Genomic DNA, 12703 nt, shown 5'->3' on the forward strand with positions numbered 1-12703 from the left:
TTGATCTAATCAACTCGTTGTAAACATGCGATAAAGAACCCGTCATGTTGGCCATCATCCATTAATAGTTGCAAGCCGGTGGCCGCCGTGGCCGCGACATCGTTCGGCGCGGAAACAACGGGACGTTGTTGGAAATTCGGGTGGTCCGCCAGAAATTGGGCGATCACCGCTTGGTTTTCCGCCGCTAGAATCGTGCAGGTACTATAAACAAGTAACCCGCCAACCTTGACTTTGGGCGCCACCGCCGCCAAAATCGCGCCTTGGATCTCCGGTAGCCGGACGATACCAGCGGCGGTTTTAGCATAACGGATCTCTGGTTTACGGCGCATTAAGCCGAAGCCTGAGCAAGGCGCGTCCACTAAGACCCGATCAAAACTTTGATCCGAAAAAGCCTGATCAACGTGACGAGCATCGAGCAACTTCGCGGTAATCCGATCAGCGACTCCCAACCGCGAAGCATTGTCCGTGATCAACTTCAACTTATGCTGATGAATGTCCAAGGCAGTTAAATGACCGCCCTGAGCCGGATCCAAATAGGTCGCCAAATGAGTCGCCTTACCGCCCGGCGCCGCGCACGCGTCCAAGACTTGATCTCCTGGCCGGACCTGTAACGCCGGCGCCACTAATTGTGAACTTTCATCTTGAAGGGTATACTCCCCTGCCTGAAAAGCCGCCGTTTGCGCGAAGAAACCTTCACTGGCCACTAAGCCTACGGGACTGAGCGCGCTGGCTTGTAAACTAGGAAATTCCGGTTGCAGTTCCGCTAGTAACTGCTCCCGCGTGGTTTTCAACGGATTCACCCGCAAAGCGGCTGGCGCTGGCTGATTAACCGTCGCCAATACCTGCGTCACCGTGGCGGCGCCATATTGGGTCAAAAGCGTCGCAACCAACCATTGAGGAACGGAATAAGTCAAGCTCAACCGTTCCGCCGGATCCGTCAAGGCCGCGAAGTCCACTTCGCCATGACGCTGCGTCTGCCGCATGACCGCATTAACTAGGCGGGCATATTTGCCATGATCCCGCTGCTTCGCGATATTCGTCGCCTCATTCAAAATCGCGTGCGCTGGCACTTTATCCAAAAAGAAAAGTTGATAAACAGACATCCGCAGTAACGTTTGGACCCAAAGCGGCAATTGTGCCGGCGTTTTAACAAATCTTTGCCAATCCGCGTCCAGCCGTAATTGCCACTGAAGGGTGCCATAGAACAAGCGGGTCACCAACTTTTGGTCGACTGCGCTGAGTTGACTCCGACTCAAAACATGATTCAATTCCAAATTCGCGTACTGTTGTTTCGCCTCAATATCTTCAAGCAGGTTGACCACGACCTGACGCGCCGTTAATTTACTCATTGGCCAATCACCAACTGACCAGCGCCAAATTCTTGACCATAGCCATTCATGAAGGCACTGATCGGCATCCGCTTCTTCCCGGCCAGTTGCAGCTCCTTGATCGCCCAAACGGAGCCAGCGCCCGCCGATAACCACAAATGTTGCTTATCCGCCTTAACGCAATGGCCTGGCTCCAAACTGGTGGACAGATCCGCGACCGCGCTATCCCAAATTTTGACCCGGCGACCAGCGAACTCCAAATAAGCGATGGGATCTGGCCGCAATCCCCGCACCTTGTTGACCAAGTTTTGCGCGGAATCGTGGAGATCTAACGCTTCTTCCGCCGCGCTAATATTCGGCGCGAAGGTGACTTTCTCAGGATCTTGGGGTACTTTAACGATCGTGCCCGCGATGACTTTCGGCAAAGTCGCCATTAGTAAATCGCGACCCGCCAAACTCAACTTCTCGAAAATCGTCCCATTGTCATCGATGGCGGTAATTGGTACCTTGACTTGGCTCAACATATCGCCGGCGTCCATTTTCGCGACCATTTCCATGATTGTGACCCCAGTTTCAAGATCGCCGTTGATGATCGCCCGCTGAATTGGCGCGCCACCACGATATTGCGGCAACAGGGATCCATGCACGTTCAATGGCATGATCTGCGCCGCCGCTAATAATTTCTTCGGCAAAAACTGCCCGAACGCCGCCGTAATGATCAAATCCGGATGTAAGGAGATCATCTGAGTCAATTCGGGACTGCCGGCCAATTTAACTGGCTGAAAAACAGGCAAATGGAGCCGTAACGCCGCCTCTTTGACTGGCGTTGGTGTCAAAACGTGCTTGCGTCCGACCGGTTTATCTGGTTGGGTGACCACAGCTAAGATCTCGTAATCTGGCGCGGCCGCTAATGCCTCCAAAATCGGCACTGCAAATTGAGGCGTGCCCATAAATATCATTGATGTCATGGCTTGATTACTCCTTCGTTATCAAGAAATTTGTAACGGTTCGCGATCGATTCGCAATTGAAAGCCACTTTCTTGCTGCATTTCAAGCACTAAACGTTGCAAAGTCGTAAACAGTTTTTCTTCGTGTTTGTACTTTATGATAAATTGATAATAATACTGATTATTGATTCGCGCAATCATCCGCGGCGTTGGTCCTAGCAGCACCGCGGTGGGAGACAAGACCGGCTGAACCTGACGAAACAGCTGATAAATCTTCTGCGCCGCCAGATCCTCTTGACGATGATTGACCGAAACGAGAATCGTGTAGTAATAAGGCGGATAACCGCCCGCGTGGCGCAAATGCATCTCGCGCTGATAGAAAGCCTCATAATCTTGACGCGAAGCCAGCTGAATCGCATAATTATCCGGATTGTAAGTCTGGATCAGAACCTGACCTTGCTTACCCGCCCGTCCCGCGCGACCGCTGACCTGGGTCAGTAGCTGAAACGTCTTCTCACTAGCGCGAAAATCCGGCAAACTCAAGGAGGTGTCGGCGTTGATGACGCCCACCAAGGTCACATTGGGAAAGTCCAAGCCCTTGGCGATCATTTGCGTTCCCAGTAAAATATCCGCCTCTTGACGCCCGAACTTATCAATCAAGCGTTGATGCCCACCCTTGCGCGCCGTGGTATCCACATCCATTCGCAAAATTCGCGCCGTCGGTAGAATTTCTTGTAACTCCAATTCGATCCGTTGCGTCCCCGCGCCAAAATCGCGAATATGCCGACTTTGACAAACTGGACAAGCTTGGGGAATCGGCTCTTGATGACCACAATAATGACACTTTAAGGCTTGAATGTCACGATGCAAAGTCAAAGAAATATCACAATTGGGGCATTTAATGACATTACCGCAATCACGACACATTACAAAATTAGCATATCCACGCCGATTAAGCAAAAGGATACTTTGTTCGTGACGATCCAAGCGTTCTCGCAAGGCCGTGATCAAGTCCGCGGAAAAACTTGGTTTGCCCGCCACCTTTGTCGCGTCGCGCATATCCAAAATCTGAACCGTTGGCAAATGGGCCGCCTTTGGTCGTTTGGTCAGTCTTAATAGCTGGTAAACTTTCTTTTGCGCCCGAGCTCGGGACTCTAATGCTGGTGTGGCGCTGCCTAGAATCACCGGGCATTGATGGGTGGCCGCACGGTGTAAAATCACATCCCGAGCGTGATAACGGGGCATATCATCCTGCTTATAACTACTTTCATGTTCTTCATCAATAATCATCACGCCAATATTCTGCAAAGGCGCGAAGGCAGCGGAGCGGGCGCCAACAACCACCCGCGCCTCACCCCGTTCGATCCGGCGCCACTCGTCAAAGCGTTCGCCGGCGGACAGGCCGCTATGTAAAACAGCGACATCTTTTTGAAACCGTTCCTGAACCCGCCGTACCATTTGCGGCGTCAACGCGATTTCCGGAACCAACATCAGCGCGGTCTTGCCTTGCCGCAACGCATCGGCCATCGCCGCTAGATAGACTTCCGTTTTCCCGCTACCGGTAATGCCCTCCAGGAGAAAAACTTGATCCCGCCGGTCCGCCATCGCCGCGGCGACAGCTTGGTACGCGATTTGTTGTTCATTAGTCAATGGTAAGGCCGCTTGGGGCTGGGGTAATTGATTAGGTCGACGATACTGCTCTTGTTCGGAACGTTGCAGCCAGCCCTTTTTAACCGCAGTGGTCAAGGTAGCGCCAGTCAATTCCGGCAATTGGGCCTGCCAAGCCGCGCTCGGTCCTGAGAAACCAGGTTGGTCTTGGATCAAGTTCAAAAGCGCCAATTGTTGATGGGCATTGGCCCGCAGCTCAGCATGGGCCGCTTGGGCCGCCGCCGGAGTGATTTTAACGGTAAAGACTGTGACGTGCTTGACTTTGGTCCGTTGGGCGACCTGATAATCGATCGTTAATTGCCCGGCCTGCTCTGCGTTGCGTAGGGTGCGAAGCAAGAGCGGCGATAATTCATCTGGCAGATGCCCATTCGTTGGATCATCCAATAAGGCGGTCAACGGCGAATCAGCCGGAAGCGGCGTCAACAAGTGAAAGCGGCGCTGATAACTGGCGCGCAACGCGTTGGGTAGCATGGTCTGTAGGCAACTGATCAGGAAAGAAAAGGTGTCTTGAGCTAACCAGTCCGCCAACGCCAACATTTCCTCATTCAAGACTGGCGCCAGATCCAAAACCTCCGCGATCGGTTTCAAGCGACCTTTGAAGCTGGACTGATCGGTCAATTTCCAGATGAAACCTTGACGTTGACGCTTTTTCCCGCGGCCAAAGGGAACCAGGACCCTCATTCCCGGCGCGACCAGCGTTTCTAGTTCTGGAGGAACCGCATAATCAAAGGCACGGTTGGTTTGTTGCGCGGGAATATCAATAATAATTTGTGCAATCACGTTGTTCCGCCCCTTTCATAGTGATAGCTCGGCTAGCGCTGGCAAAAAATTCGGCACTGATTTACCGAGACTAATTGATAAGTTCAATCAGGTTGGTCAAACTAGATGATCAGCCGGCAACTGTTGGCGCGGCGATCGGCAACCGCCTACTTCCGGTGTTACGCCCGCTGGCCCACGATCTTGCTCGTGACCGCTGCCACGATTGCTTGGGCCATCACGTCTTTACTCGTTAAAGGCAAAGTTTGCTGGCTGCCATCCGCGAACAGCAATGTGCCCTGATTTTGGTCCACATCAAAACCACTATCGGCGCGACCGACTGGATTAGCCACGATCAGATCCAAATCCTTCGCCTGTAATTTGACTTGGGCATTACGCAATAATTGTTGGGTCTCCGCGGCAAAACCAACGACGATTTGCTGGCGGCGCAAAGGTTTTAGACTGGCCAAAATATCCGGATTCTTCACCAACGTCAATTGTAATTCCGCTTGGTCCGGTTGCTTCTTGATTTTATTCGCCGCTGGGTGCGCCGGGCGGAAATCAGCTGGTGCCGCCGCCATGAATAACAAATCACTCTGGGGAAACAGTTGCTGGACTGCCGCTTGCAAGTCGGCCGTGGTGGTCACTGTCACCACTTGCGCCGGGATCTCCTTGGGCGCCGGGACAGAACTGATCACCGTCACCTCTGCGCCAGCCCAATAGGCCGCCCGCGCCAAGGCCCAACCCATCTTCCCTGAAGAGTGATTGCCGATGTACCGCACGGGATCGATGGCTTCACGGGTACCGCCAGCCGTGATCAAGACCCGCTGGCCCGCCAAAGTCGGCTCTGTTTGTTGCCGCTGCCAGGCATTTTGCACCAGTGCCTGCATCTTCGCCGGTTCCGGCATCCGTCCCTTCGCCGCGTAGCCCTCCGCCAACAAACCAACTTCCGGCTCAAAGACCGTGACTTGATCCTGCCGTAACAACGCTAGATTGCGTTGAGTCGCGGCGGCGCCATACATTTGATCATTCATCGCCGGGAAAACAAAAATCGGCTTGGCCGCCGCTAACAACGCCGTACTAGCTAAATCATCGGCGATCCCATTGGCCATTTTCGCTAAAATATTTGCTGTCGCCGGGGCCACAATAATCAAGTCGGCCCAAATCGTTAAATCTAAGTGGCTGATCGCGGTGGTGTTACTGTGCAAATAATGGTCATCATAAACGGGATGTTGACTGACCACCGCCAAGGTTTGCGGCGTCACGAAAGCAGTCGCCGCCTGGGTCACGATCACTTGGACCTCCGCGCCGGCCTTAACTAGGCCACGAATGAACTGAGGGATTTTGTACGCCGCGACCCCCCCAGAAATGATCACTAAAATATGCTTACCCTGATACATATACGCACCTACCGTTTCTTTTCATTAAATTTCGTTTCAGCTTGCAACGCCGTAACCAAATTTCGTCAAAAAAATCAAAGCGCCGTCAAACTTAAATCGGTCAATTAAAAAACGAACCTTCCGACCGCGATTGCGTTAGAAGGTTCCTCACATTTATTTAGCTGCGTCTGTTCCTGAAGTCGAATCATTTGGCTTTTCTAAGTCGTCGCGTTGCTCTTTGGCGTCAACCGCCTCCGCGTCCGCCTCTTTCAAATCAGAATGAGGATCGATCGTGATCTTGCCCGCCGCGATTTCCTCTAGGGCTAACCCCACGGTCTTGTCTGACTTATAATGCTCCAACATTTCGAAATCGCCAGCCTCAAGCTGATGGGCACGCTTAGCCGCCAAAATCGCTAAGGAATAACGTGAATCTACTTTTTCCAATAATTTATCGATTGGTGGGTATGAAATCATTCTAATCTTCTCCTAACATACTCTGATAAGTGTCTAAGACCCGAGCGACGCGCAAATGCTCGCTGGCGATAATTTGCTCGATCCGATCCACCGCCAACTCAACTTGGTCGTTAACGACGGCGTAATCATAATTGGTCATCAAATTGATCTCTTCGCGGGCCGTCTGCATCCGTCGTTTGATCGTCGCCATATCGTCGGTGCCCCGCTTAACGATCCGTTCCTGCAAAATATGCAGATCAGGCGGCGTTAAGAAAATAAACACCCCATCACTGACTTTGCTACGAACCTGCATGGCGCCTTTGACCTCGATCTCCAGCAAAACATCCTGCCCTTGCTCGAGCGTTTGATTGACATAACGCAAGGGTGTGCCGTAATAATTACCCACATATTGGGCGTACTCCAGCATACCCCCATTGGCAATCTCGGTTTCAAACTCATCACGGGTGCGGAAATAATAATCCACGCCATCGACCTCGCCGGGACGCGGTTGCCGCGTCGTCATTGAAATCGAATATTTGAACTGCTGGCCATACTTGGCGACCATCGCTTGCCGGACAGTTCCCTTGCCAACCCCAGATGGGCCAGATAAAACAATCAACATACCTTTTTCAGACATTCAGAAAGCTCCCAAAACAAATTAGTCAATAGATATATATTGCCCTTTTTTCAACATTTTTTCAAGCCCCAGGAGCTCAGTCAACAAAAAAACACGGCTTCAGCCTTGGTTTTATAAGGATCCGCGCCGCAGGAAAAAGTTCAAGCAAAAAATAATTTTACTTAGATTGGTCAAAAAGGCTTGCTTTTCGAACGGATGTTCGTATAATAAAGATACAAACACTTGTTCGGAGGAATGTCCAATGCCAACCTTGAAGAAAATTCGTCAGACCTTAACTAAATCACTCTACTCGTTCTTTGATCTTGCGGAAACCCCAGCGATGGCTGACGCTACGGTGACCAAGGACACCTACCGCCGGATTGATGCGCAACAGTTGACCGCCCAGATCGATTACCTGATTCATCATCCGCAAATTGTCTCGTTGCAGTTAAAAACCGATGCCAACAATAAGCGCGGTAATGAATTTCTGATTGGTCAATTCAAGACGATTGATCGTCAACAACGAACAGTCATTTTCGTTGTCAAGCACAGTAATCTGATCCAGCTGATCAATTTTGATCAGATTATTCGCATCGCCGCATAAACCCTTATTTTACCCACAGTTAAACAGGCTGATCTTCAGCGTTGTCGGATCCATCCAATCCGGCTGCTGATCAGCCTGTTTTTTGTTTTCGATAATGTGTGTGGGCATAATAATGACCGCAGCTTGCGCTGCGCGTGGCGTTGGTGGTGGCGAGTGTAGTAGGGCTCCAGGTCGGGCTGGGGGTGGTGGAACGCGGCGGGCACGATTTTGAGCTTTTCGGAAACTCGCCGAAAATCTCAAAACTCGGCCTTATTGTAGGCGATAAATCGCCAACAATAATATCGCGGCTGACTCACCCCCAGCCCGACCTTCCGCCAGACGAACAAACAGACCACCAACGCCACGCTCCGCTCCAGCCGCTCAACGTTTTAACAGCCGGTTGAGCACTCACGTCATTTGGCAAGCTATCGTCAATTGATGGGGGTGCCACGCCATTGACGACCGTGATTAGTGATTGCAAGCTTTAATTTGGTGACACCAGCACAATCTTTCTGATGAACAAACCTAGTCTCAGTGAATCAACTGAATCGGTCGGTTTCCACTTGTGGATTGTTAAGAAAACGAGTAGAGATGTTCAGCCTAAGCAAATCATACCAGGCTCCGAATCCGAATCCGTTGGTGTTGCCGTACCACCAAAAAAGAGGGAATTGTTTGACCGCTAGCTTGCAAAAGCACTTTGTCAGATGCTTCGCTTAGATTGCAGATAAGCTCAGTTCTGCCTAGCAACCGGGTCGGGCCATGCGGCTCAGCGGTGAAATTATTCTTTGCGGCTTTGCCGCTTAGAATAAGGCTCGATTTTGAGACAAGCCGTGGGTTTCGGATTGGCTCAAAACGACGCCCACTGCGTTCCAGCCGCACAAATGGCCCGACCCGGTTGCGTCACCACCAAACCCACCAAAACCCGCAATCAAGCGGAAGGTTCAGAAAGAAAATTCAGAACAAAAAAAGGAACATCTCCATAGAGACATCCCTAAAACTCTACAAATTCCGCTCACGCTTACTAGCCGCAGCTTGGGCGACCAATTCAGCGGCGTGTTCCTCAGCTAAGGTGGTGACTTCTTTTCCGGCAATCATTTTGGCGATCACCTCGACCCGCTCTTCGCCCGTGACTGGGTGCAACGAAGTCGTGGTGGCATCGTGCTGGATCGTCTTTTCAATCAAATATTGATGATCACTCATCGCCGCCACTTGGGGCAAATGGGTGATGCACAGGACCTGCGAATAGCGCGCGATCAGATTGATTTTATCGGCGATTGCTTGGGCGACGCGGCCGCTAACGCCGGTATCCACTTCATCGAAAATAATACTCGTCACCCCTTCACTATGGGCAATGATTGTTTTGATGGCCAGCATGATTCGGGATAACTCGCCCCCGGAAGCGATTTTGACCAGGGGCTTCAGGTCCTCACCGGGATTGGTGCGCAGATAAAAGGCGACCTGATCTTGGCCAGCGTGGGTAAAGTTCGGCGTCTTCTGGGGTTGAAAATGAACGGCGAACACAGCCTTATCCATATATAGCGAGGCCAATTGTTGGTGGATCGCCTGGGCCAATTGTTCACTGACTTCGTGACGGGCTTGGGTCAATTTCTGCGCGGCAACCAGCAAATTCGTCCGCACCGTTTTATATTCGGTCTCGATTTGATCACCGGCATCGGTCACCTGCTTCATCTGCTGATACTCGGCGGCGATCTTCTGCTGATAACTTTGTACGTCTGTCAGCGACGGACCGTACTTGCGCTTGAGATTATTGATGATCTCCAGGCGCTGTTCGATTTCGCTCAGTCGGTCAGCATCGAATTCCAACACGTCCAGCTGATCCTGTAAGCCGGTGCCCACGTCCTGTAATTCATAATAAGCGCTGTCTAAATGATCCGCCAATTCCTGATACTTCGGACTCAAATCAGCAATGCTATTCATTTGTTCCATGGCCACGGCCGTCAGATCCAAGGCGTTGGGCTCTTCGTTGGTCAGCATCGCCAGACTTTGTTGCAACGCTAAACTGATTTTCTGGAAGTTCATCAGTTGTTGCCGTTCTTGGGTCAGCAACTCATCTTCCCGGGCTTGAACCTTGGCGGAATCAATCTCTTGTAATTGGAAACGCAACATATCCAGCCGCTGAACATAAGCCTGTTCATTCTTCTGTTTATCCTCCAGTTGCCGTTTCAAATCACGGTAGCGGCGATAGATCTGCTGATAGGTCGCCAATAACGGCGCGATCGTCGCCTGACCATACTGATCGAGGATCGCCAGGTGATGCTCAGGATTCATCAGCTCCTGATGTTCGTTTTGTCCATGGATATCGACCAATTGTTCGCCGATCGTCCGCAAAACACTGGTTGTGACGATTTTGCCATTGATGCGGCAAACATTGCGCCCCGTGCGGCTCAATTCGCGCTCCAGTAGAACATTCTGGCCATCCGGCTCAATGTCATGGTCGGCCAGCAACGCAAATAAGCGGGGATTGTGCGCCACCACAAAGAGCCCCTGAATATCTGTTTTCTTAGCCTTACTACGAATAAAATCACTGGAACCACGTCCGCCGACCAATAGTCCCAAGGCGTCGATAATAATCGACTTTCCGGCGCCGGTTTCCCCGGTCAGCACAGTCATGCCTGCGTCAAAATCAACTTCAAGATGTTCAATGATCGCGAAGTCGCGAATAATCAAATTGGCTAACACTCTTGAATTCCTCCGCTTCTAACGACTCAATCAACTAATTCGGACAGCCGTCGCCAAATCGTGGCAATGTCAGCCGGATCATTCTTAATGATCAACAAAACCCCATCATCGTTGGCGATGGCCATGAAAAGTTCCGGCCATTGCAAGGCTTTGACGGCGCTGGCGACAACTGGACCACTGCCCGGCAAGGTCTGCATCCGCACCAAATTGTCTTGGCGCGCCAAAACAACCTGCGCTGCGGCCAATAACGCCCGCAACGCTGGTTGATCCGCCTCAATGGCGATTTCATTTTGTTGGGAAAGCTGGTAAATAAAGCCATGGGCAGTATTGATCTTGATCAGCTGCATTTCTTTGATATCTCGAGAAATCGTTGCCTGAGTGACTTCATAGCCGCTCGCCTTCAAATAATCGACCAGATCAAGTTGATTGTGGATACTATTTGTTGCCACTGCTTGGCGGATCAATTGCTGCCGTCGTTCTTTTTTCATGTTCTACCTCATATCTTCTTGCTGGTCAAAACGGACCAGGCGTTTGCCACAACTTGATCGACGATTTGGGGGTCATAAGGCGGGAGTGGTGTTTCTTGACCAATCAGTTTAAAGTACGCCAAGAATTCAATATTTCCCGAACCCCCGGTGATTGGTGAGAAATCCAATCCCATGACTTGATAGCCCTGCGTTTGCGCAAAATCCAAAATTTTCGTCAAGACCGCTCGGTGGACCGCGGGATCCCGCACGATGCCATGCTTACCCACATGATCTCGGCCCGCTTCGAATTGCGGCTTGATCAAAGCCGCCAAATGCCCACCTGGCGCTAAGATTTTCGTCAAAGGCGGTAAAATCAGCTCCAATGAGATAAAGGAAACGTCCGTCACCGCGATCGTTGGTTGCCCCTGAGTGAAATCAGTTGGTTGACTAAAGCGGAAATTCTGACGCTCCATCACCACAACTTGTGGGTCTTCCCGAAGTTTCCAAGCCAATTGATTATAGCCAACATCCAGCGCGTAGACTAAGCGGGCGCCACTTTGCAAGGCCACATCGGTGAAGCCACCCGTTGACGCGCCGATATCGAGAACCGTCGCGCCAGCAAAGTCAATGGCGAAAACGTCCTGAGCTTTAGCTAGCTTGAAGCCGCCTCGCGAAACGTACGGATTGACTTGACCCTTAACACGCAAACTGATGGCCGGATCGATTTTCTCCCCCGGTTTATCCAAGCGCTCATCGTTTTTGCCGACGACTTGCCCGGCCATGACGGCGCGTTTGGCCTGTTCCCGAGAAGTAAACAGCCCTTGTTGTACTAATAAAATATCGACCCGTTCTTTTTTCACGATTTCATTTCCTCATCAAAGTAATTCAAAAATTCCACTAAAGTTGTCACCTCAACCTGGGCGACGGTCGCTAATTGGGCAGCGGTTTGCCGTGCCTGTGTCACTTCTTGGGTCAAGGCGTTCTGGGCGCCAGCTAAGCCTAGCAAACTGGGATAAGTATTCTTGCCTGCCGCTACATCCTTGTGGACTGCCTTACCCAAGTGCTGGGCATCGCCGTTCAAGTCCTGCAGATCATCGAAAATTTGGAACGCCAAACCGAAATGACCGCCAAAATCCCGTAAAAGCCCGGTTTGTTGGTCATCCAAACCTAAACGCGTCGCCGCCAAGGTGAAGGGGGCTGTCAGCAGGGCGCCTGTTTTCAACGCGTCAAGTTGCTTGACCGCGTCCAAAGCGCTTAGCGTGGTTCCTGTGGCGCTAATATCGATGGCCTGGCCGGCAACCATCCCGGTCGGACCGCTGGCTAGCGCCAATTGCGCGCACATTGCGCCAGCTAACGCTGCTGGCGCGGCGTTACCGACCCATTGGAAGGCCAGCGTCAACAAGCCATCGCCAGCCAAGATTGCCATGGCTTCGCCAAATTTCTTGTGATTGGTCAATTGGCCCCGGCGATAATCATCATTGTCCATCGCCGGCAAATCGTCATGGATCAACGAGTAGGTGTGGATCAGCTCGATAGCGCCGGCAACCGCCAGATCACAATCCGCCGCAATCGGCGCGAACGTTTGCACTGTCGCCAAGTATAACAGGGGCCGCAATCTTTTACCACCAGCTAGCACGGAATACTGCATACTGGCAGCCAGTTCTGGTTGGGTCAACTCTGTCGTCAGCCGTTGCGCCAAATACGCGTTCAGCCGCGGCCGCCATTCTTGATCAAATGCTACACTTACCACAAAAATCGTCCCCTTCATGATCCACTCAAACACAAAAAAATGCTTGTTGCGCTAAA

At 51.6% G+C, this 12703-nt stretch carries 12 protein-coding genes; 1 reads left to right on the forward strand and 11 read right to left on the reverse strand.

Annotated elements, in window-relative coordinates; all coding sequences use genetic code 11:
- Window positions 1-5: 5 nt before the first annotated feature.
- The 6 genes from rsmB to gmk all read right to left on the reverse strand — a co-directional run bounded on the left by rsmB (window position 6) and on the right by gmk (window position 7168).
- Entirely contained in the window at window positions 6-1349 is a 1344-nt protein-coding gene (gene rsmB, locus ACYVSB_RS07285) for a 16S rRNA (cytosine(967)-C(5))-methyltransferase RsmB (RefSeq protein WP_461218939.1), read from the reverse strand.
- On the reverse strand, window positions 1346-2296 hold the full coding sequence (gene fmt / locus ACYVSB_RS07290) for a methionyl-tRNA formyltransferase (protein WP_461218940.1): 951 nt from the start codon (window positions 2294-2296) through the stop codon (window positions 1346-1348). Before fmt ends, rsmB begins: the two co-directional genes overlap by 4 nt.
- A 21-nt stretch (window positions 2297-2317) precedes the next feature.
- A complete protein-coding gene (gene priA, locus ACYVSB_RS07295; protein WP_461218941.1) occupies window positions 2318-4723 on the reverse strand; it encodes a primosomal protein N' in 2406 nt (801 codons plus the stop codon).
- Between the two features lie 158 nt (window positions 4724-4881).
- Window positions 4882-6099 (reverse strand): bifunctional phosphopantothenoylcysteine decarboxylase/phosphopantothenate--cysteine ligase CoaBC, encoded by a 1218-nt coding sequence (coaBC, locus tag ACYVSB_RS07300; protein ID WP_461218942.1) that lies wholly within the window; start codon window positions 6097-6099, stop codon window positions 4882-4884.
- 153 nt (window positions 6100-6252) lie between these two features.
- Window positions 6253-6552 carry a DNA-directed RNA polymerase subunit omega gene (gene rpoZ / locus ACYVSB_RS07305; protein ID WP_461218943.1) on the reverse strand — a complete coding sequence of 100 codons (300 nt, stop codon included), beginning with the start codon at window positions 6550-6552 and terminating at the stop codon, window positions 6253-6255.
- A 1-nt stretch (window position 6553) separates the two neighbouring features.
- Window positions 6554-7168: a guanylate kinase gene (gmk, locus tag ACYVSB_RS07310; RefSeq protein ID WP_461218944.1), complete on the reverse strand. Its 615-nt coding sequence runs from the start codon at window positions 7166-7168 to the stop codon at window positions 6554-6556.
- Between the two features lie 241 nt (window positions 7169-7409).
- Between gmk and ACYVSB_RS07315 the strand changes: the two genes are divergently transcribed.
- The gene (locus tag ACYVSB_RS07315; RefSeq protein ID WP_461218945.1) at window positions 7410-7751 is read left to right on the forward strand and encodes a hypothetical protein; all 342 of its coding nucleotides are present in this window, start codon (window positions 7410-7412) and stop codon (window positions 7749-7751) included.
- A gap of 292 nt (window positions 7752-8043) precedes the next feature.
- Here ACYVSB_RS07315 and ACYVSB_RS07320 read toward each other — a convergent pair whose 3' ends face one another.
- The 5 genes from ACYVSB_RS07320 to ACYVSB_RS07340 form a co-directional block, all read right to left on the reverse strand.
- Entirely contained in the window at window positions 8044-8211 is a 168-nt protein-coding gene (locus tag ACYVSB_RS07320; RefSeq protein WP_461218946.1) for a hypothetical protein, read from the reverse strand.
- Window positions 8212-8729: 518 nt separating this feature from the next.
- A complete protein-coding gene (gene recN, locus ACYVSB_RS07325; protein WP_461218947.1) occupies window positions 8730-10430 on the reverse strand; it encodes a DNA repair protein RecN in 1701 nt (566 codons plus the stop codon).
- A gap of 26 nt (window positions 10431-10456) precedes the next feature.
- Window positions 10457-10918, reverse strand: a complete 462-nt coding sequence (locus ACYVSB_RS07330; protein WP_461218948.1) for an arginine repressor — start codon at window positions 10916-10918, stop codon at window positions 10457-10459.
- A gap of 8 nt (window positions 10919-10926) precedes the next feature.
- Window positions 10927-11757, reverse strand: a complete 831-nt coding sequence (locus tag ACYVSB_RS07335) for a TlyA family RNA methyltransferase (RefSeq protein ID WP_461218949.1) — start codon at window positions 11755-11757, stop codon at window positions 10927-10929.
- Window positions 11754-12647, reverse strand: a complete 894-nt coding sequence (locus ACYVSB_RS07340) for a polyprenyl synthetase family protein (RefSeq protein WP_461218950.1) — start codon at window positions 12645-12647, stop codon at window positions 11754-11756. Before ACYVSB_RS07340 ends, ACYVSB_RS07335 begins: the two co-directional genes overlap by 4 nt.
- Between the last annotated feature and the right edge of the window lie 56 nt (window positions 12648-12703).

This window comes from Lapidilactobacillus salsurivasis (assembly GCF_054785215.1).

Excerpts from the sequence above, each read along its gene's own strand:
- ACYVSB_RS07330 (WP_461218948.1), bottom strand. The coding sequence starts at position 10,918 with ATGAAAAAAGAACGACGGCAGCAATTGATCCGCCAAGCAGTGGCAACA.
- ACYVSB_RS07315 (WP_461218945.1), top strand. The coding sequence starts at position 7,410 with ATGCCAACCTTGAAGAAAATTCGTCAGACCTTAACTAAATCACTCTAC.
- rpoZ (WP_461218943.1), bottom strand. The coding sequence starts at position 6,552 with ATGATTTCATACCCACCAATCGATAAATTATTGGAAAAAGTAGATTCA.
- fmt (WP_461218940.1), bottom strand. The coding sequence starts at position 2,296 with ATGACATCAATGATATTTATGGGCACGCCTCAATTTGCAGTGCCGATT.
- coaBC (WP_461218942.1), bottom strand. The coding sequence starts at position 6,099 with ATGTATCAGGGTAAGCATATTTTAGTGATCATTTCTGGGGGGGTCGCG.
- gmk (WP_461218944.1), bottom strand. The coding sequence starts at position 7,168 with ATGTCTGAAAAAGGTATGTTGATTGTTTTATCTGGCCCATCTGGGGTT.
- rsmB (WP_461218939.1), bottom strand. The coding sequence starts at position 1,349 with ATGAGTAAATTAACGGCGCGTCAGGTCGTGGTCAACCTGCTTGAAGAT.